Origin of the sequence: Lapillicoccus sp. (assembly GCF_025353065.1) — a bacterium.
Classification (GTDB): domain Bacteria; phylum Actinomycetota; class Actinomycetes; order Actinomycetales; family Dermatophilaceae; genus Lapillicoccus.
In genome coordinates, this window is the sequence record NZ_JANXRJ010000333.1 from 1 (window position 1) to 19,048 (window position 19,048).

Consider the following 19,048-nt stretch of genomic DNA (forward strand, 5'->3'; position numbering starts at 1 on the left):
CCCGGTGTTCAAGCTGACCGAGGCCGAGTCGAGCCGTCTGCTCCACATGGAGGACGAGCTGCACAAGCGGGTCGTGGGCCAGGAGGCCGCCATCAAGGCGCTCTCCCAGGCGATCCGTCGCACGCGCGCTGGGCTCAAGGACCCGAAGCGCCCCGGTGGCTCGTTCATCTTCGCCGGCCCCACGGGCGTCGGCAAGACCGAGCTGGCCAAGACGCTCGCCGAGTTCCTCTTCGGTGACGAGGACAGCCTGATCCAGCTCGACATGTCGGAGTACTCCGAGAAGCACACCGTCTCGCGGCTCTTCGGCTCGCCGCCCGGCTACGTCGGCTACGAGGAGGGCGGCCAGCTGACCGAGAAGGTCCGCCGCAAGCCGTTCTCTGTCGTCCTCTTCGACGAGGTCGAGAAGGCCCACCCCGACATCTTCAACACCCTGTTGCAGGTGCTCGAGGACGGCCGGCTCACCGACTCGCAGGGCCGGATGATCGACTTCAAGAACACGGTCATCATCATGACGACCAACCTCGGCACCCGGGACATCAGCAAGGGCGCCCTCGGGTTCTCAGCCGGGCCGGAGACCAAGTCCGAGTACGAGCGGATGAAGAACAAGGTCCAGGACGAGCTCAAGCAGCACTTCCGCCCCGAGTTCCTCAACCGCGTGGACGACATCATCGTCTTCCCGCAGCTGAGCCAGACCGAGATCGTCACGATCGTCGACCTCGAGATCGCCAAGCTCGACTCGCGGCTCAAGGACAAGGACATGGGCCTCGAGCTCACGACCATGGCTAAGAACCTGCTGGCCAAGAAGGGCTACGACCCCGTCCTGGGTGCCCGTCCGCTGCGTCGGACGATCCAGCGCGAGATCGAGGACATGCTGTCGGAGAAGATCCTCTACGGCGAGCTCAAGGCGGGCGAGTTCGTGCTCGTCGACGCGACCGGGGAGGAGAAGGACTCGACCTTCACCTTCCAGGGCTCGCGCCGCGAGGACACCCTCCCGGAGATCCCGGACCTCCCGCTGGTCGACCTGACCAAGGCGGACGGTCCTCAGGACTCTTCCGGAGCCGTCAGCGCCTGACGCTCGACGCACGACAGCAGCGCCCCCACCGGATCCGGTGGGGGCGCTCCTCTGTCGTGCGGCCCGGCCCTCAGGGCGTCCGGTCAGCCCACGAAGTCCTGGGTGACCCACCAGGTGCCGTGGGCGTCGCGGTAGGCGCCGATCCCGACACCCCGCAGGGCGGGGTCGAGGATGTTGGCGCGGTGCTCGGGCGACCCCATGAAGAGGGCCATCAGCGCGTCCGGGGTCTGGTCGCTGGTCATCCCGACGTTCTCGGCCGCGGCGTGCGCGCCGCAGCCCGACAGGAGTGCGCTCATCGACTGGTGGGAGAGCCCGCCGGCCGTAGCCATCCGCGGCGACCAGGGTTCGGCGTAGCCGTGGGGGCACGACTGGGCCGCTAGCGGACCCACCCCTGCCGCGGCCCGCTGGCCGTTGATGAGGGCAATCATCCGCGCCTCGTATGCGCCTTGGCTGCCGGAGGGTGGCGGCGGCGGCGGCGGCGGCGGGGCGGGCTGCGGCGGGGCTGGTGGGGCGGGTGGGGCCGGTGCCGGTGGAGCCGGCGCCACCGGGGTGCCGTGGGAGGGTGCCGGCACCACCCGGGGACTGGACCTGGCGCGGGAGGCGCGAGTCGTGGCCGGGGGAAGGGGTCTTGCCGCCGCCGCGGGTGCTGCGGGGGTGGTGGTGCTGGGTGTGGTGGTGCTCGCACTGCTCGTGGTCGGCGTCGCCGTGATCGGCACCGTGCCGCTGTGGGTGGACGGGGTGGGCGTGCCGCTCGCCACCGCCACGGTCGGCGTGGAGGTGGCCGATCGAGGCAGCGGAGCCGCAGTCGGTGCGGGCGACCCGCAGTCGGCGAGGACCGGTGCGAGAAGCAGGAGGGCGACGGCGGACAGGCCGCGGACGGTCGATCGGGGGATGGTGCGTGGGCGCTTCGGGACGTCGGGAAGGAAGGAGTGGGGCATGGGGGACTGTCCTCTCGGGGTGGGCAGCAGCCTCGAAACTAACCCATAGCGCCGCGAACCGCCGTCGGGGGCCCGGACCCTGGGGCTGAGGGGATGGAGGGGTTACGCGTCGTCGGTCCGCCGGGTGGGACCGGGTCGGCCCAGGTCGGCCAGGTCGGGCCGGTCATCTGATTCCCGGTCCAGCCGGTCACCTGATCGACATGCGGGGGTGCGAGCATCGCTGCCATGAGACCGACCCCCCTGCTCCTCCGCGAGGCGATGACGATCGTCGTCGACGAGACGACCGAGCGGGCCGGTGACCTGCTGCTGGTCGACGGGCAGGTGGCAGGGGGTGAGGGGCCGGTCGCTGCTGGCGTCGGTGGTGCTGGCCTCGGCGGCAGACCCGAGGCGCTCGACGTCTCGGGCTGCGTCGTCACCGCGGGTCTCGTCAACGCCCACCACCACCTCCTGCAGACTGCGTTCCGCACCCTTCCCGGCACCCGCGGGGTGCCGATGGCGACGTGGCTGCCGACGATGGCCGCGGCATACGTGCGGGTCGGGGTGGACCCCGAGCTGGTCGGGGCCGCCGCTCTCGCCGGATCGGCCGAGGGGCTGCTGTGCGGCGTGACGACGATCGCGGACCACCACCTCACGTGGCCGGCCGGCGCGTCCACCGCCGACTCGGTGGCGCTGGCCCGGGCAGCGGCCGACGCGGCGTCGTCGGTGGGGAGCCGGCTCGTCTTCGTGCGTGGGTCGGCGCGCGACGACCCGCAGGAGGCGGCGCTGTCGGCGGAGGCGATCTGCCAGGCCCTCGTCCCTGGACGGGCCGACGGTGTCTCCGCCGACGGGATGCTGCAGGTCGCGGTCGGCCCGGCCGGGGTGCACTCGGACCCGCGGGAGACGTTCGCGTTGCTGGGCGAGGTCGCGCAGCGGCACGGCCTACGGCGGCGGACCCAGGCCAACGAGCAGGTCGACGTCGCCATCGCGCTGGAGCGCTACGGGAAGCGGCCGCTGCAGCTCCTCGATGAGTGGGGGTGGTTGGGCCCGGACGTCACGCTCGCGCACCTGTGCGACGTCACCCCGGAGGAGATCGCGCTGGTGGCCGCCGCGGGGTGCGCCGCGACGCACGCCCCCGGCTGCGACGTCCCCATGGGGTGGGGGGTGGCGCCGGTCGCTGCGCTCCTGGAGGCCGGGGTCGTCGTCGGACTCGGCACCAGTGGGGGTGGATCGAACGACGCCGGGCACCTGCTCGCCGACGCTCGCCTGGCGATGCAGGTCTCCGGCCTCGTCGGGCCCCAGCTGGCGGCCCGGGCGGTGCTCGGGATGGCCACCCGTGGCTCTGCGGTGGGTCTCGGCCGGCCCGAGCTGGGCCACCTGCGGCCCGGCGCGGCCGCGGACCTCTGCGTATGGGACGTCTCCGGGGTCGCCGACGCAGGCGTGGCCGACCCGGTGGCCGGACTGCTCTGGGCGGCGCCCGGCCGGCGCCCGCGGCACGTCGTCGTCGCCGGTGAGGTCGTGGTGCGCGACTACGAGCTGGTGCGGGTCGCGGAGCGCGAGGTCGTCGAACGGCTGCGCGCCCGACTCGCTCGCGTCGCTCGGCTCGGCTGAACCGGGCCCGAGCGCCCCGCCCCACACCCGGATTGGGGTACGAACGCGTCATCGATGACGCGGTTTCACCCCAATCCGGGGGCGGGGGGGAGGGGCGGCGGGGCGGGGGTTGGGCCTAGAGCTCGAGGACGAGGCGGGGGCCGGCGGAGCGGGAGACGCAGAGATACATCACGTCGTTGGCCGCCTGCTCGTCGGAGGTGAGGATGGAGTCGCGGTGGTCGACCTCGCCCTCGAGGACCCGGGTCTCGCAGGTGCCGCAGGTGCCTTGGTGACAGGAGGAGAGCACGAGGGTGCCGCTCTCCTCGACGACCTCGAGGACCGAGCGCTCCGGGGGGACCGTGAGGACGGCGCCGGAGTAGGCGAGCTCGACCTCGAAGGGATCCGCACGGACGGGGTCGCCGATGTCCCTGGCCACGAACCGCTCGAGCTTGAGCTGGCGGCCACGGGCAGCCACCTCGACCGCGTCGATGAGGCGAGCAGGCCCGCAGCAGTAGGTGATCGTGAATGGCGGCAGGTCGGCATACAGGCCCGTGACGTCGAGCCGGCTGCCCGCGTCGGCGGGATAGAGACGAACCCGATCCGGGTGTGCCGAGACGAGCTCCGCGGCAAGGGCCATCGTGGTGCGGGACCGGCCGGCGTAGTGCAGCTCCCACTCCACCCCGGCCCGTTCCGCGGTCGCGACCATGGCCGAGAGGGGGGTGATCCCGATGCCGCCCGCGACGAAGAGGCAGCGGGTGCCCTTGAGCGGCTCGAACTCGAAGTGGTTGCGGGGGCCGGCGACCCGCAGCTCGTCACCGACCGCGACCTCGTCGTGGAGCCACCGCGACCCGCCGCGGCCACCCTCCTCGCGGAGCACGCCGATCCGCCAGGTCGGGTCGGCCGTGTCGCCGACGAGGGAGTACTGCCGGGTGTCGCCGTCGGGCAGGAGCACGTCGAGGTGCGAGCCCGCCCGCCAGCGGGGCAGGGCCGCAGCGTCCGCCGGGCCGAGCTCGAGGATCGCGACGCCGTCGGCCGCCTCGCTGCGGGCGACGACGCGGACGGCGTAGTCGGTGTCGTGGAGGGTGCTCATGGTCGGTGCGGGTTCTCCTTGACGAGGAAGAGTCGGTAGGGGTCGGCAGACGCCGCGCGCCACCGGTGAGGGGTCCCACCTTCGCAGTAGAGGGAGTCCCCGACGGCCAGCTCGTGCACGAGCTCGTCTCCGAGCTCGACCACGAGGCCGCCGGCCAGCACGGTCAGGAACTCGTCCTCGGCGTGCACGAAGAAGTCGCCGAAGGCAGGGTTCGAGCCGACGAACTCCATCGGGCTCAGCCGGTGGTCGCCCGCGACGAGGAGCCGGGCCCGCCCGTCGCCGAACCCACCCCAGGGACCCTCGTCGCGGCGTACGACCACCGGCGGGTGCGCCTCGGCCGACCTGGCGACCGACATCCTGGGCCCCGGCACCTCAGCGCCCGACACCTCAGCGCCCGACACCCCGACCGATCGCCCGACTGTGCCGGCCAGCAGCTCGACCTGGCTGGAGCCCAGGGCGCGGGCGATCCGCTCGAGCGACGCCATGCTCGGTCGGGCGAGCCCCCGCTCGAGCTGGCTGAGGAACGAGTGGGAGAGCCCGGCGATCGTCGCGAGCTGGACGAGGGTGTGGCCACGAGCGAGTCGCAGCTCGTGGATACGACGGCCGAGACGCTCAGCGGAGCGGTCGAGCGCCGGAGCGGAGGTGCTGATGGTGCCTCCCGGTGACAGGGACCGTGCGGGGCGGGGACGGGTGGGGTGGGGACGACGTACGCGAAGTGGGAGAAGTGGGAGAACAGGATTACCACAGCCGAAACCGTTGTCGCAGAGCCGGTCCTGGAGATTAACGCGATGAAACGATGGCGACACACAACCGAAACGTGTCGCCCCTAAGTTCGGCGATGCCGACGGATGTTGATGAGGGCAACATCCGCGGGCGCCCGCCACCCCCGACACCAGTGGAGGTCCACACCACGTGACGAGCCTGCCCCTCCCGCTCGAGCTGCTGCGCTCGGCGACCCTCGTCGACGGCTCCCGGGTCGACGTCGAGCTCGTCGGGGGGACGGTGTCGGCGGTCCTCCCGGCCGGCGCGGGAGCCGCGACCGACCCCGAGGGCAGCCTCGACCTCGACGGCTTCCTGCTCCTGCCGGCGCCCGCTGACCCGCACGCCCACCTCGACAAGGCTCGCTCGTGGGACGCCATCCGACCTCCGGCCGGGGACCTCGTCTCGGCCATCGCCAGCTGGCGGGCGTATGCCGCGCACATGCCGGTCGCCCACATCGCGGACCGCGCGCGGGAGCAGGTGCTCGCGATGCTCGCCAACGGCACGACCGCGGTGCGCTCCCACGTCGACATCCTGCTCGGAGACGCCCCGCTGCGGGGGGTGGAGGCGCTCCTGCTGGTCCGCCAGGAGCTCGATGACCTCATCGACATCGAGCTCGTGGCCCTGAGCGGCCAGGAGACCCCCGACCGCGACATCGAGGCGGCTCTCGACCTCGGGGTGGACGCCGTGGGTGGCGCACCGCACCTGGCGCTCGACCCGCAGGGCGAGCTGCACCGCCTCCTCGACCTCGCCGAGCGCCGAGGCGTCGACGTCGACCTGCACACCGACGAGAACCTCGACGGACCCCTCACCCTCGGTGACTTCGCCGACCGGGTGAGCGGGTGGCTCCAGAACGTGTCGGCCGGCCACTGCGTCCGCCTCGGCACGCTCCCCGTCGTCGAGCGCGACGCCCTCATCGCCAAGGTCGTCGGCGCTCGGATCGGCATCATCGCCAACCCCATCACCAACCTCTTCCTCCAGGGCTGGGACCACCCGGCCTCGACCCCCCGCGGGCTCACGCCGGCGCGGGCCCTCCTCGACGCCGGAGCCCGCTTCGCCGCCGGCGCCGACAACGTCCGCGACCCCTTCAACCCCTTGGGCCGCAGCGACGCCCTCGAGACGGCCATGCTGCTCGTCGTCGCCGGTCACCTCACCCCCACCGAGGCGTATGCCGCGGTGTCCAGCGGCGCACGCGACGTCCTCGGCCTGCCGGCCGCAGGTCCCCTGGTCGGCGCGGCCGCCGAGCTGCTGGCCGTGCGCGGGACGTCGCTGCCGGATGTCATCGCCGCGGCGCCGGCCGACCGTTTCGTCATCCACCGCGGCTCGCTGGTGGCGAGCAGCACGGTTCTGCGGCACGTGGCGCTCCCTGCGCGTTCGACGCACCCACCCACCCGCGCACCCCAGCTCGAGAAGAGGTGACGCCGTGACCGTCACGGCTTCCACGCCCACCGACCGCGTCAGGGGCACGACGATCCTTGACTTCCGGGACGTCGCGATGACGTTCCCCGACGGCACGACCGCTCTCGCCGGCGTCGACCTCACGGTCGCCCGCGGCGAGTTCGTCTCTGTCGTCGGTCCGTCCGGCTGCGGCAAGAGCACGCTGCTGCGGATCGCCTCCGGTCTCGAGCAGGTCACCGAGGGCGACATGACCGCGGACACGAAGCGGATCGGCTACGTCTTCCAGGACGCGACGCTGCTCCCCTGGCGCGACGTCTCGGCCAACGTCGAGCTGCTGGCCGAGCTCCACGGCATCCCCAAGGCGGAGCGCAAGGCCAAGGCGAAGCTGGCCATCGACCTCGTCGGCCTCACCGGTTTCGAGAAGCACCTGCCGCGGGCCCTCTCCGGCGGCATGCGGATGCGGGCGTCGCTGGCGCGGTCGCTGACCCTCGACCCCGAGCTCTTCCTCTTCGACGAGCCGTTCGGCGCGCTCGACGAGATCACCCGGGAGCGGCTGAACGACGAGCTCGTCCGGCTCTACACCGAGAAGCAGTTCGGTGCCCTCTTCATCACCCACTCCGTCTCGGAGGCGGTCTACCTCTCGACCAAGGTCGTCGTGATGTCGGGTCGTCCGGGGCGCATCGTCGCCACCTTCGAGGTGCCCTTCCCCCTGCCGCGCGACCCCGACCTGCGCTTCACCGCGGAGTATGCCGAGCTGGTCGGCGCCGTGTCGCACGCCCTCCGAGGAGACCACTCGTGACCACCGAGCTCGCGACCGCCGAGCCCACGACCGTCGCAAGCGCCGGACGCGTCCGGGCGAAGACCGCGCCGAGCCGGCGCAGCATCAAGGTCTGGGGGCCGCCGATCGCCGTCCTCGCCCTCCTCATCGGCTTCTGGTACCTGCTGAGCATGGTCATCCTGCCCGTCGACCGCCGGTTCCTCCTGCCCCCGCCGCACCAGATCGTGACCGAGGGGTTCCTCAACGGCCCGGTGATCACCGACATCATCCGCTCGCTCGGCCTCACCGCGCTGGTGGCCCTGTCGGGGCTGGTCGTCGCGATCGTCATCGGCGTCGGCTGGGGCATCGGGATGTCCCAGGCCCGCTGGATCGAGCTCTCGCTCTTTCCGTATGCCGTTGTGCTGCAGTGCATCCCGATCCTCGCCCTCGTGCCGCTCATCGGCTTCTGGTTCGGCTACGACTTCACCGCCCGGATGATCGTCTGCGTGATGATCGCGCTCTTCCCGATGGTCTCTAACACCCTCTTCGGGCTGCAGTCGGTCGACGTGAGCCAGCGAGAGCTCTTCCGCCTGCAGCACGCGAGCCGCTGGACGACCCTCCTGAAGCTCCAGCTGCCCGCCGCGCTGCCGGCGATCTTCGCCGGGCTCCGGATCTCGGCCGGGCTCTCCGTCGTCGGCGCGATCGTCGGCGACTTCTTCTTCCGCCGCGGCACCCCCGGGTTGGGGTCGCTGATGAGCGTCTACCAGTCACGGCTGCTGGCCTCCGAGCTGTTCACCGCGATCATCTTCGCCGCCCTCTTCGGCGTCGTCGTCTTCTGGTTCTTCGGCGTCCTCCGCAAGCTCGCCGTGGGCCGCTGGTACGACACGACACGGTCCTGACCCCAGCTGTCCCTTCCGCTCTCGCTCCCCACTGCCCGCCCCCTCGAAAACGGAGTCCCCATGCAGAGAACTGCTCGCCCGGTCGTGGCCCTCGCCGCCACGTTCTCCCTCGCTGCCCTCGCCGCGTGCTCCTCGGGGAGCGCCGAGACCACGTCCGTGGCCACCGCGGCGGCCGGCGGCGTCAACCTCGCGTCGGTCTGCCCCGCGTCGATCGGCATCCAGACCGACTGGAACCCCGAGTCGGAGCACGGGCACCTCTACGAGCTCCTCGGGACGGACTACAAGATCGACTCCGGCAACAAGTCGGTGACGGGGCCGCTCATGTCGTCCGGCAAGGCCACCGGCATCACCATCACCATCCAGTCCGGCGGGCCGGCGATCGGCTTCCAGACCGTCTCCAGCCAGCTCTACGCGAACCCCGCCATCACCCTGGGCTACGTCAGCACCGACGAGGCGATCAGCGTCTCGGACAAGACCCCGTCGGTCGCCGTCTTCGCGCCGCTCGAGAAGAACCCGCAGATGATCATGTGGGACCCGGCGACCTACCCCGACGTGAAGACCATCGCCGACCTCGGCAAGACCGCGGCCGTGGTCCGCTACTTCGGCGGGGCCGCCTACATGGACTACCTCATCGGCTCCAACATCATCCCGAAGAGCCACACCGACGGCGGATACGACGGCACACCAGCCTCGTTCGTCGCGGCGGGCGGCAAGGACGCGCAGCAGGGCTTCGCCTCGGCCGAGCCCTACATCTACCAGAACGAGATCAAGGCCTGGGCCAAGCCGGTCAAGTACCAGCTCGTCCACGACGCCGGCTTCCCGACGTATGCCGCGGCCGTCTCCGTGAAGAAGTCCCGTCTGACGGAGCTCACCCCGTGCCTCAAGAAACTGGTGCCGGTGCTGCAGAAGGCGGAGGTCGACTTCTTCGCCGACCCGGCCCCGGCCGAGAAGCTCATCCTCGAGCTCGTCACGGCCTACAACACCGGATGGGTCTACAGCCAGGGCGTCGCGGACTTCTCCGTCAAGACGATGAAGGACCAGGGCCTCGTCGGCAACGGCAGCGACTCGACGATCGGCAACTTCGAGCCCGACCGGGTCCAGAAGATGCTGGACATCGTCACGCCGATCTACAAGGCGCAGGGCAACGCCATCGCCACCGGCCTCAAGGCGACCGACCTCTACACGAACGACTTCATCGACACCTCGATCGGTCTCCCGAAGTCGTGACGGACGACGTCCTCACGCCGACGAGCACCTGCACCCGCCTCGCCGGGCGGCGTGCGGTGGTCGTCGGGGGGGCGCGGGGGATCGGCGCCGGCATCGTCCGGCGGCTGCACGCCGAGGGCGCCCGCGTCCATGTCCTCGACCGGCTCGTCGCGGAAGGGACGGCGGTGGCGACCGAGGTGGGTGGCGCCTTCCACGAGGTCGACCTGCTCGACCCCGGGGCGACCACCCGGGCCGTCGAGGCGGCGGTGACCGGCCTCGGCGGCCTCGACGTCCTGGTCAACTCCGCGGGGATCCTACGCTTCGGGGCGCTGCTCGAGCTCGACCCGCGGGACTGGGCAGAGATCCAGCAGGTCAACACCGTCGGAACGCTGACCACGATGCGGGCCGCGGCGCGGCACCTCATCGCCGGCGGCGTTGGCGGCGCGATGGTCAACATCGCAAGCATGGCCGCCAAGCACGGCGGCGCCAACGAGGGTGCGTATGCCGCGAGCAAGGCCGCCGTCGTCGCCCTCACCCGGGTGGCGGCGCTGGAGTGGGGCGCCCACGGCATCCGGGTCAACGCCCTCTGTCCTGGCTACGTCCTGACCGAGATGGGCGCAGCGACCCGGACTGAGGCTGACGTCGCGCGCTGGTCGGCGCTCTCCCCGCTCGGCCGGCTCGGAGAGCCGGGCGACGTTGCCGCCCTCGTCGCCTTCCTCGCCTCCGACGACGGGTCCTACCTCACGGGCCAGGCGATCAACGTCACCGGTGGGATGATCATGCACTGACCACCGGCATACGCCTCGTTGTCGTGAAACCGACTGTCCTTGCTGTCTTCTCGTCCTGCAGGAGCATTCCATGACCACCGTTGTCCCCGGCGGCACCCCGTCCTTGGCGCCACCCGTGCCCGACCTCCCCGGCCTCGAGGCCGAGCTGCGTGACCTCCTCGGCGACCGGGGGGTGAGCGTGGACCTCGCGGCGCGTGAGCGGGCCTCGCTCGACGGCTCGAGACTCTCGCCGGTGATCGGTGAACAGCTGCCGCTGGGCCTCGCCGACCTCGTGGTCTTCCCCGGTGACGCCGAGCAGATCGCGTCGGTCGTCGCGGCCGCCGTGCGTCACCACGTGCCGGTCACCCCCCGCGGCAAGGGCACCGGCAACTACGGCCAGGCCATCCCCATGGCGGGCGGGCTCGTCCTCGACATGACGCGCGCCCGTGCCATCGTCGAGGTCGGCGACGGCTGGCTCACGGCCGAGGCCGGCGCGACGATGATCGCCATCGAGCAGGCCGCCGGCAAGAGCGGGCAGCAGGTGCTGATGTATCCCTCCACCGCGCAGTCGACCATCGGGGGCTTCCTGTCCGGCGGATCCGGGGGGACCGGCTCCATCCGGCACGGTTCCAACAGTGACGGATTCGTCGTCGCGCTCGACGTCGTGCACGGGACGCCGGAGGCCGCTCTCGTGCACGTCGAGGGGGCGGCCGCCCAGCCCTACGTGCACAACTACGGGACCGCGGGCATCATCGCCCGGGCCACCGTCCGACTCGAGCCGCTGCAGGACTGGCGGGCGCTCTACGCGAGCTTCGGCGACTTCCACGAGGCGCTCTCCGTCATCCGCGAGATCGGTGACCTCGAGCCTACACCGCGGCTCGTCTCGGCCGACCTCGCGACGCTCGCCGACGCGCTGCCGCCCGACCCCGCGATCCCGGCCGGTCGCGCCAGCCTGCGCGCGATCCTCGACGCCTCGACGCTCGATGCCGCCACAGCGCTCGTCGAGGGAGCCGGCGGGCGGGTCGAGGTCGTCCGCGACGGCGCCCAGGCCACGACGAAGGTCAGCATGCTGTCCTACAACCACCCGATCGAGTGGCTGCAGAAGGCCTACCCCAACACCTACTTCCACGTCGAGGTCTCGGGCGACGCGCTCGTCGAACGGATCGACGAGGTGCACGCGGTCTACCCCGGAGGCATGCTGCACATCGAGGCGCAGAAGGGGCGCCCCATCGGGATGCTCGCTGGAGAGTACACGACGCCCGAGGACGTCTGGGCGGGCTTCGAGCGGCTCACGGCGCTCGGGGTTGGCTATCACAACTGCCACCAGTGGTTCGTCGACTTCCAGCCCGACCGCACCCGTGAGCTGGCCCGGGTCACCGACCCGCAGGGCCTGCTCAACCCCGGGAAGCTGCAACCCGCCCCCATGGCCACGGGGGCGAAGGTCTCGTGACCGCGCCCCCCAGCCAGCGCCCGGAGAACGGGAGCCGCCGCCTCGAGGAGCTCTCGGGCCCTGCTCTCGCCGCGACCCTCACCGAGCGCTCGATCGTCGTCCTGCCGACCGGCTCGATCGAGCACCACGGCCCCCACCTCCCGCTCAGCACCGACCTGCTCACCGCCGACCTCGTCGGTCACGCCGTCGTCGACGCCGCCGCGGCGGACGGGCTCGACGTCTGGGCGCTGCCGGCGCAGCCCTTCACCAAGTCCGACGAGCACCACTGGGCGCCGGGGACGACCTGGCTGGAGGCGGACACCCTGTTCCGCCTCGTCATCGACGTCGGGCGTTCGGTCGCGGCGACCCCGGCCCGGACCCTGGTGTTCTACAACGGTCATGGCGGCAACACCGCGCTCCTGCAGGTCGCGCTGCGCGAGATCCGCCGACGGTTCGGCCTGCGGACCTTCCTCACCGGCATGAGTGGGCCGGCGGGAGACGGCGTCGAGGGCCCCGACGAGCGGGGCTTCGGGATCCACGGCGGCCACGCGGAGACCTCGCTGATCCTGCACCTGCGCCCCGACCTCGTCGACCTGTCCCTGGCGGAGCGGTCGGTGCCGGATCACCTCGCCGACTTCGAGCTCATCAAGTTCAACGGGGGCCGGGTCCAGTTCGGTTGGCTGAGCAACGACTTCGGCCCCTCCGGCGTCATCGGCGACCCGACCGGGGCGACCGCCGAGTGGGGGGCCGAGCTCTACCGGCGGGCGCTCCTCGACGGCGTCGCGGCGCTGCGCGAGATCGATCGCTTCAGGGCGGAGGGCGGGCGATGAAGACGGGGATCCCTGCCGTGAGCGTCGAGCCGGCCGGGCTCCCCGATGAGCTCGCCCACGACCAGGACGACCCCACAGAGACGCAGCCATGGCCCCTGCTCACCCTCTGGCTGCCGACCAACGACGACCCCGACCGGCCCAGGATGACGCTCTCGACGGTCACGGAGGACGGGCGGGCCGACGCCCGGACGGTCCTGCTCACCGCGTGCGACGGCTCGGGCTTCTCCTTCCACACCGACGCCGCCAGCCGCAAGGTGGCTCAGATCGCGGCCCACCCCGACGTCGCCCTGACCCTGCTCTGGGAGGGCTTCAGCCGTCAGCTCGTCGTGCAGGGCCGGGCCGAGGTCGCACCGGCCGCGGAGGTGGCCGCGGCATACCGGTCCCGCTCGCCCTTCCTCCAGCAGCTCGCCCACGAGAACACCCCCGCCTTCGCCCAGCTGTCTCTCGCGCGGCGCCGGGAGCTGTGGGCGCAGGTCGCGGCCGCCCACCCGGACGGCTTCGACCAGCCCGAGAGCTGGACCGGCTATCTCGTGCGCCCGACCCGGGTGACGTTCTGGGCGACCGGGGTCGACACCGCGAGTCGCCGGGTCGAGTTCCGGCGCACAGCAACAGGTTGGGACCGGTTCCTGCTGCCCGGCTGACGGCCGCTAGCGCAGGGCGGGCGCCAGCGCCCGACCGATCTCGGCGAACGCCTCGCAGTAGCGGACCTCGCTGCCCGGCCCGGAGCCGCCGGACAGGTCGACCCCGACCACCCCGTCGAGCGCGAGGAGCCCGAGCGCGAGCTCGACGGCGGCGGCAACACCCTCGTGGGCCGGGTCGCTCGCCCCGAGGATCCGGTCGAGGAAGCCCGGGGGCAGGACGAGCGAGGTAAAGCTGCGGAGCAGCTCGGCGCTCTGCGGGTCGATGACGACGGGCACGCAGGGGATGAAACCCGTTGTGACGCCGAGGTCCTGGGCCTCCCCGATGAACCGGCGCACGGGCCCGACCCCACCCGCGTGGTTGACGAAGCAGAACTCGGCGCCGGCCCGCTGCTTCTCGAGGAGTCGCTCGGCCCGGCGCTCGACGGGCGGGCTGGCCGGCGCCTCCGCCACCGAGACGAGGTGACCTTCCACCGCGGCCAGGGCGGCGACGCGCGTCGAGTCGAGGTCGAAGACCGGAGTGGCGTCGGATCGCGAGCCGGTGCTCGGATGGTCGCCGGTGACGCAGTGGACGCCCGCGACGCCGACGTGCGCCAGGGCGGCGAGCTCAGCCTCGAGCGCGACCCGGTTGCGGTCGCGCGAGGTCAGTCCCGCCCACGTCGTCATCCCGGCCCGCTGGACGAGCATCGCGCGGTATGCCGGGGGGAACTGCACGCGGCTGCGCGGGGAGTCGCCGGTGAGGACGGCGTCGACGTGACCCCGCAGGACCTGCACGCTCTCCTCGATCGACGCGGCGTCGAGTGGGCGGGCCGCGAGGTCGGCCACGACGACCTGCCGGGTGGCCAGGAGGTCACGCATCGCCACGGTGCCCGACGACGGGGGTCGCCGGTCTCCGGTCGCCGGGGCACCGTCCCACCGGACCGTCGGACGGTCGAGGAAGACGCACGGCTCGGGCGCGACCTCGCAGGTGCCGTCGAGGGCGACGCCGCCACAGGGGCCGTGCTCCATGTGCTTGGGGCAGGCGGCGAGCATCTCGGGTCCTCCGGTCGGGCCGTGCGAGCGGGCACCTCAGCGTAGCGACCGGGTCCCACGAGTCCGGGTGCTCGACCCCCTGCGGGACCCGTTCGGACGACGCCCGGGTCGGCGTGACGGGGCTCGCAGAGGTCGGTCACGCCTCGGCCGGCAAAAGGCCGTAGGCTGTGCTCGGAGCACCGGTCGACATGGCGTCGCCCACCGCTCCCGCAGGCTTCGGGGTCGCCCCGGTCGCCCGGCCCGCACGGCGGACCCGGAGGACAGCGCAGATCTCGGGCCCGCATCCGCACCACGGCCTCGACCAGAGGTCGCCGGGGACCCTGCCGACACGGCATACGCCGTCGTCACGGGCCCTCGTGGCAGGGGCCCCCGTCCATGGGCCGATTGAGGGGTCACCCGCTCGCACCGAGGGTGCAGGCACCGGGTGACGACGGTGAACGCACGACCCGACGCCGCCCGAGGCGTCGACGAGACCAGGAGGACCATGCCGTCCACGGACCGCCAACGGGCGACCAGGGCGACCCAGGGGTCGAACGGGGCGTCTCGCGCCGCCGACCCGGCGCCGCTCATCCCCGTGCTCGCCCGCCGCGTGCGCGAGGTCGAGGCCAAGGCCGGAAGCGGCAAGGTCGGCCCCACCAACCGCACGAAGTTCCAGGTCATCGCCCTCCTCGTGCGGGAGCAGCGCGCGTGGATCCGGGCCAATACCGACCTGTCGACCTCGACCCGGGCCGAGCTGCTCAAGCGTCTCGACGGGGTCGCGACGATCCTCGCGCGCACCGCGGCCCGTGACACCAGCCTGATCGCGATGCTCGAGGACACGGCCGTACCCGGCCCCGCCGCCCAGCGGATGCGACGTGACTGGCTGCTCGAGTCCGGTGCCGAGCTGGCTCCGGAGGAGCTCGTGATCGAGGTCCCGCAGGCCCGGAGGACGCCGTCGGTCTCGCCCGAGCTCGCCGCCAAGCAGGTCGTCCCCGCTTCGGTGCCCGCCCGGGTGATGGCCAACCCGTTCCTCATGCCCGACCTCGAACGACCGCGCGAAGAGGCCGTCCCGTCCGGGGTGCTCAGCGGGTGGGACCTGATGGACCCTCTCTACCGGGCGTTCGAGCAGGGCGCCGGGGGGTCCGCGGCCTCGATGGCCCTGCCGCCGACGCCGGAGTTCGACCGGTTCTCGCCGCCCGGCCTGACGCTGATGACCCACCAGGCGCGGCTGCTCGAGAAGGTCCGGGAGGGCCACCGCTCGTTCCTGCTCGCCGACGAGCCGGGCCTCGGCAAGACGGCCCAGTCCGTGATCGCCGCGTCGGTCGCGGGGGCCTATCCCATGCTCGCCATCGTGCCCAACGTCGTGAAGATCAACTGGGCCCGCGAGGTCCAGCGGTGGACCCCGCAGCGCCGGGTGACGATCATCCACGGCGACGGGGCCGACGTCGACGCCTTCGCCGACGTCTTCATCATCAACTACGCCGTCCTGGACCGGCACCTGTCGTGGCTGTCGACGATGGGCTTCAGGTCGATGGTCGTCGACGAGGCGCACTTCATCAAGAACCTCAGCTCGCAGCGGTCGCAGCACGTGCTCCACCTGTCGGAGCGGATCCGCGAGAGCGCCCCCGGCGGCGACCCCCTCCTGATGGCCCTCACCGGCACGCCGCTCATCAACGACGTCGAGGACTTCCACGCGATCTGGCGCTTCCTCGGCTGGATCACGCCGAAGAACAAGCCGCGCGCCGAGCTGGTCCGCAAGCTCGAGGCGATCGGCAAGACGCCCGCCGAGCGCGGGTTCTACCCCGAGGCCCGGTCCGCGGTCATCTCCATGGGCATCGTGCGTCGGCGCAAGGTCGACGTGGCGGCCGACCTGCCGGACAAGCGCGTCGTCGACCTCCCCGTCGAGCTCGACGACGACCTCGGGCGCTCGATCCGCACCGCCGAGCGCGAGCTCGGGAAGCGACTGCTGGTCTCCTACAAGCGGCAGCTGGCGCTCGGGCGGGGTGACGGCTCGGGGAGCTCGGGCGACGGTCCGGACGAGGAGCTGATGCGGCGGGTGGCGCACGCCGAGCTCGAGTCGGCCTCCCCGGGGGAGAAGGGCGAGAACGTCTTCAGCATGGTGCGCCGGATCGGCCAGGCGAAGGCGACCCTCGCCGCCGACTATGCCGCGCAGCTCGCGCGGTCGGTCGGCAAGGTCGTCTTCTTCGCCAAGCACATCGACGTCATGGACACCGCCGAGCAGATGCTCAAGGATGCCGGCCTGCGCACCGTCTCGATCCGCGGCGACCAGTCGACCCCGCAACGGCAGGCGGCCATCGACGCCTTCCAGAAGGACCCCGAGGTCTCGGTCATCGTCTGCTCGCTCACCGCGGCCGGGGTCGGCGTCAACCTCCACGCCGCCTCCAACGTCGTGCTCGCCGAGCTGTCGTGGACGGCCGCCGAGCAGCAGCAGGCGATCGATCGCGTGCACCGCATCGGCCAGGACGAGCCGGTCACCGCGTGGCGGATCCTCGCCGCCGGCACCATCGACTCGCGCATCGCCGAGCTCATCGACGCCAAGCAGGGGCTCGCCGCTCGCGCGCTCGACGGCCACGACGTCGAGATCGGCTCCGGTGACTCGGTCCAGCTCGATGCCCTGATCCACCTGCTCCGGCAGGCGCTGGCGGCCGACGGTGGCTGACGGGGTGACGCCCGGCGCGAGCAGCCGTCCCGTGCAGTGGGGGGTCTTCTCCTTCGTCGACAACGTCCCGGGGGTCGCGGCGGCCCTTGCCGCCGGCCTCGACTGGGTCTGCCTCGACGGGCAGCACGGGCGGTGGGACGACGCGCGGGTCCTCGCGGCCCTCGATGCGCTCCCCACCGGACCGGGGCGCATCCTCGTGCGGGTGCGCTCGCTGGACGAAGGCCTGATCGGGCGGGCGCTCGACGCCGGTGCCCACGGGGTCATCGTGCCGATGGTCGAGTCCGTGGAGCAGGCCGAGGCGGCGGTCGCCGCGGTGCGCTACCCACCGGCAGGCAGTCGCAGCTTCGGTCCGATCGCCACGCCCTACGGTGCGCCTTCCGACACGGAAGCGGCCAACGCCGCTGTCCTCTGCGTCGTCATGATCGAGACCGCGGTCGGTCTCGACGCCGTCGAGGCGATCGCGGCCGTCCCCGGCGTCGACCTGCTCTTCGTCGGCCCCTTCGACCTGTCCCTGTCGCTCGGCACCGACGTCGACGGCCTGCTCTCCGACGGGGCGGCCGGGCCGCTCGGCCGGGTGGTCGCGGCGGCGGCGGCGACCGGCATACGGGCCGGGGCGTTTGCGGGGACGCCAGCTCGAGCCCGCCGCATGGCGGAGGCGGGCTTCACGTTCATCGCGGCGACGACCGACACCGACGTCGTCGAGCGGGGTCTGTCGGCCGTGCTGTCGCAGCTCTCGTGAGCCGGCGTCCGTGACGCTCGTCGTGCGGCGCGCCCGCACCCCCGACGTCCGGGTGATCCGCGACATCATCGCGCCGATGAGCGAGAACCGCCGGATCATCACCAAGGACGCCGTGACCTACTACGAGTCGGTGCACGAGTTCCGTGTCGCCGAGATCGACGGCGTCGTGGTCGGTTGCGGCGCCCTGCACGTGATGTGGGAGGACCTCGCGGAGCTGCGCACCCTCGCTGTCCTGCCCGACCACCACGGGCACGGCGCCGGTTCGGCGTTGCTGCGCGCGCTGCTCGAGGACGCGAAGGAGATCGGGGTGCAGCGCGTCTTCTGCCTCACCTTCGAGACCGCCTTCTTCGCCCACCACGGCTTCGAGGCCATCGAGGGCCAGGCCGTCGAGCCGCCGGTCTACGTCGAGCTGCTGCGCTCCTACGACGAGGGGGTCGCGGAGTTCCTCGACCTCGAGCGGGTCAAGCCCAACACCCTCGGCAACACCCGGATGCTCCGCACCCTCTGAGGCGGCCGCCAGAGCGGAGAAGGGTCAGCGGCGGGGGCGGCCCACCTGCGGGATCTCCGTCCCGCCGACGTGCTCCGCCAGCCAGTCGCCCATCGGGCGGACCGCCCGCCAGTCCGCGCGCACCTTGGCGACGACCCCGGGGGTGCTCATCCAGGCCGGTGTCCCGTGGTCGCGCCACACGATGAGGCTCTTGTGCCGCAGCAGCTCGAGCCGCGGATGGTCAGCGTCGACACCCCTGGGGCGGGTCTTCATCACCTCACCGCCGATCTGAAAACCCTTGCGACGCAGGGCTTTCATGATCTTCTCGAGCGCGGCACCCGTGGCCGGCCCGTCGACGGCGGCGCGATAGCGCGCGATCTGGTCGCTGGCGTTGTGCATGTTGCCGCCCCCGACCGTCAGGCCCTCGGGGCCCACCGCGAGGTAGTAGCCGATCCCCTCCTCGAGCTGGGCGATCGCGCCCTGCCGGTCCTTGTAGGGCGTCTTGTCGTGGGAGAAGCGCACGTCCCGGTGGGGCCGGAAGACCCGCACCTCGCCGAACTCCTCGGCCAGCGCGTCGGTCAGCTCGAGGACCGGCTCACGGACGCTGCGCTCGTAGCGCTCCTTCTGCGTGCCCCACCACTCGCGGTTGTTGTTCGCCGCCAGCTCCGCGTAGAACGCCACCGCGTCGGTCGGGATGCCTGCGAAGCCACTCACCAGGCGATCGTATGCCGCTCGCCCACGTCGCGCCCGCGGCATACCCGGCGGGGGGGGTTGACGCTGCG

19 protein-coding genes are annotated in these 19,048 nt (G+C 72.2%); 14 read left to right on the forward strand and 5 right to left on the reverse strand.

The annotated features are described in order from the left end of the window. The coding region (locus tag Q0R63_RS24120) for an AAA family ATPase (protein ID WP_295702891.1) at positions 1 to 1,072 on the forward strand (1,072 nt) is incomplete at its 5' end. A gap of 83 nt (positions 1,073 to 1,155) precedes the next feature. On the opposite strand, the gene Q0R63_RS24125 is transcribed toward Q0R63_RS24120, so the two are convergent. Next, the gene (locus Q0R63_RS24125; RefSeq protein WP_295702893.1) at positions 1,156 to 1,500 is read right to left on the reverse strand and encodes a CAP domain-containing protein; all 345 of its coding nucleotides are present in this window, start codon (positions 1,498 to 1,500) and stop codon (positions 1,156 to 1,158) included. Between Q0R63_RS24125 and Q0R63_RS24130 the strand changes: the two genes are divergently transcribed. Both Q0R63_RS24130 and Q0R63_RS24135 read left to right on the forward strand, forming a co-directional pair. Next, a complete protein-coding gene (locus Q0R63_RS24130) occupies positions 1,487 to 2,059 on the forward strand; it encodes a hypothetical protein (protein WP_295702895.1) in 573 nt (190 codons plus the stop codon). The genes Q0R63_RS24125 and Q0R63_RS24130 overlap by 14 nt on opposite strands. A 176-nt stretch (positions 2,060 to 2,235) precedes the next feature. Continuing rightward, positions 2,236 to 3,597 carry an amidohydrolase family protein gene (locus tag Q0R63_RS24135; protein ID WP_295702897.1) on the forward strand — a complete coding sequence of 454 codons (1,362 nt, stop codon included), beginning with the start codon at positions 2,236 to 2,238 and terminating at the stop codon, positions 3,595 to 3,597. A gap of 115 nt (positions 3,598 to 3,712) precedes the next feature. Here Q0R63_RS24135 and Q0R63_RS24140 read toward each other — a convergent pair whose 3' ends face one another. Both Q0R63_RS24140 and Q0R63_RS24145 read right to left on the reverse strand, forming a co-directional pair. After that, entirely contained in the window at positions 3,713 to 4,666 is a 954-nt protein-coding gene (locus Q0R63_RS24140) for a PDR/VanB family oxidoreductase (RefSeq protein ID WP_295702900.1), read from the reverse strand. Beyond that, complete coding sequence (locus tag Q0R63_RS24145; protein ID WP_295702901.1) at positions 4,663 to 5,559, reverse strand: XRE family transcriptional regulator; 897 nt, start codon at positions 5,557 to 5,559, stop codon at positions 4,663 to 4,665. The genes Q0R63_RS24140 and Q0R63_RS24145 overlap by 4 nt, the downstream gene beginning before the upstream one ends. A 19-nt stretch (positions 5,560 to 5,578) precedes the next feature. On the opposite strand from Q0R63_RS24145, the gene Q0R63_RS24150 reads away from it, so the two are divergent. The 8 genes from Q0R63_RS24150 (at position 5,579) to Q0R63_RS24185 (ending at position 13,352) form a co-directional block, all read left to right on the forward strand. After that, positions 5,579 to 6,844 (forward strand): amidohydrolase family protein, encoded by a 1,266-nt coding sequence (locus Q0R63_RS24150; RefSeq protein WP_295702904.1) that lies wholly within the window; start codon positions 5,579 to 5,581, stop codon positions 6,842 to 6,844. A gap of 4 nt (positions 6,845 to 6,848) precedes the next feature. After that, entirely contained in the window at positions 6,849 to 7,622 is a 774-nt protein-coding gene (locus tag Q0R63_RS24155; RefSeq protein WP_295702907.1) for an ABC transporter ATP-binding protein, read from the forward strand. Further along, positions 7,619 to 8,479 (forward strand): ABC transporter permease, encoded by an 861-nt coding sequence (locus Q0R63_RS24160; RefSeq protein ID WP_295702911.1) that lies wholly within the window; start codon positions 7,619 to 7,621, stop codon positions 8,477 to 8,479. The genes Q0R63_RS24155 and Q0R63_RS24160 overlap by 4 nt, the downstream gene beginning before the upstream one ends. Before the next feature lie 60 nt (positions 8,480 to 8,539). After that, positions 8,540 to 9,706, forward strand: a complete 1,167-nt coding sequence (locus tag Q0R63_RS24165) for an ABC transporter substrate-binding protein (RefSeq protein ID WP_295702914.1) — start codon at positions 8,540 to 8,542, stop codon at positions 9,704 to 9,706. Further along, positions 9,703 to 10,473 (forward strand): SDR family NAD(P)-dependent oxidoreductase, encoded by a 771-nt coding sequence (locus tag Q0R63_RS24170; RefSeq protein WP_295702917.1) that lies wholly within the window; start codon positions 9,703 to 9,705, stop codon positions 10,471 to 10,473. The genes Q0R63_RS24165 and Q0R63_RS24170 overlap by 4 nt, the downstream gene beginning before the upstream one ends. A gap of 70 nt (positions 10,474 to 10,543) precedes the next feature. Further along, complete coding sequence (locus Q0R63_RS24175; RefSeq protein WP_295702919.1) at positions 10,544 to 11,902, forward strand: FAD-binding oxidoreductase; 1,359 nt, start codon at positions 10,544 to 10,546, stop codon at positions 11,900 to 11,902. Next, the gene (locus Q0R63_RS24180) at positions 11,899 to 12,711 is read left to right on the forward strand and encodes a creatininase family protein (RefSeq protein ID WP_295702921.1); all 813 of its coding nucleotides are present in this window, start codon (positions 11,899 to 11,901) and stop codon (positions 12,709 to 12,711) included. The genes Q0R63_RS24175 and Q0R63_RS24180 overlap by 4 nt, the downstream gene beginning before the upstream one ends. 17 nt (positions 12,712 to 12,728) lie before the next feature. Beyond that, entirely contained in the window at positions 12,729 to 13,352 is a 624-nt protein-coding gene (locus Q0R63_RS24185) for a pyridoxamine 5'-phosphate oxidase family protein (protein WP_295702923.1), read from the forward strand. 6 nt (positions 13,353 to 13,358) lie between these two features. Here Q0R63_RS24185 and Q0R63_RS24190 read toward each other — a convergent pair whose 3' ends face one another. Further along, on the reverse strand, positions 13,359 to 14,381 hold the full coding sequence (locus tag Q0R63_RS24190) for a methylenetetrahydrofolate reductase C-terminal domain-containing protein (protein ID WP_295702926.1): 1,023 nt from the start codon (positions 14,379 to 14,381) through the stop codon (positions 13,359 to 13,361). Between the two features lie 484 nt (positions 14,382 to 14,865). Between Q0R63_RS24190 and Q0R63_RS24195 the strand changes: the two genes are divergently transcribed. From Q0R63_RS24195 to Q0R63_RS24205, 3 genes are read left to right on the forward strand one after another with little or no spacing between them, the layout of a single operon-like run. Then, complete coding sequence (locus Q0R63_RS24195; protein ID WP_295702929.1) at positions 14,866 to 17,040, forward strand: DEAD/DEAH box helicase; 2,175 nt, start codon at positions 14,866 to 14,868, stop codon at positions 17,038 to 17,040. Between the two features lie 4 nt (positions 17,041 to 17,044). Next, positions 17,045 to 17,779, forward strand: a complete 735-nt coding sequence (locus Q0R63_RS24200) for an aldolase/citrate lyase family protein (protein ID WP_295702932.1) — start codon at positions 17,045 to 17,047, stop codon at positions 17,777 to 17,779. Between the two features lie 10 nt (positions 17,780 to 17,789). After that, the gene (locus Q0R63_RS24205; RefSeq protein ID WP_295702934.1) at positions 17,790 to 18,287 is read left to right on the forward strand and encodes an amino-acid N-acetyltransferase; all 498 of its coding nucleotides are present in this window, start codon (positions 17,790 to 17,792) and stop codon (positions 18,285 to 18,287) included. A gap of 24 nt (positions 18,288 to 18,311) precedes the next feature. Here the strand turns inward: Q0R63_RS24205 and Q0R63_RS24210 are convergent. Further along, a partial coding sequence (locus tag Q0R63_RS24210; protein ID WP_366521205.1) for a DUF2461 domain-containing protein occupies positions 18,312 to 19,048 on the reverse strand: 737 nt, incomplete at its 5' end.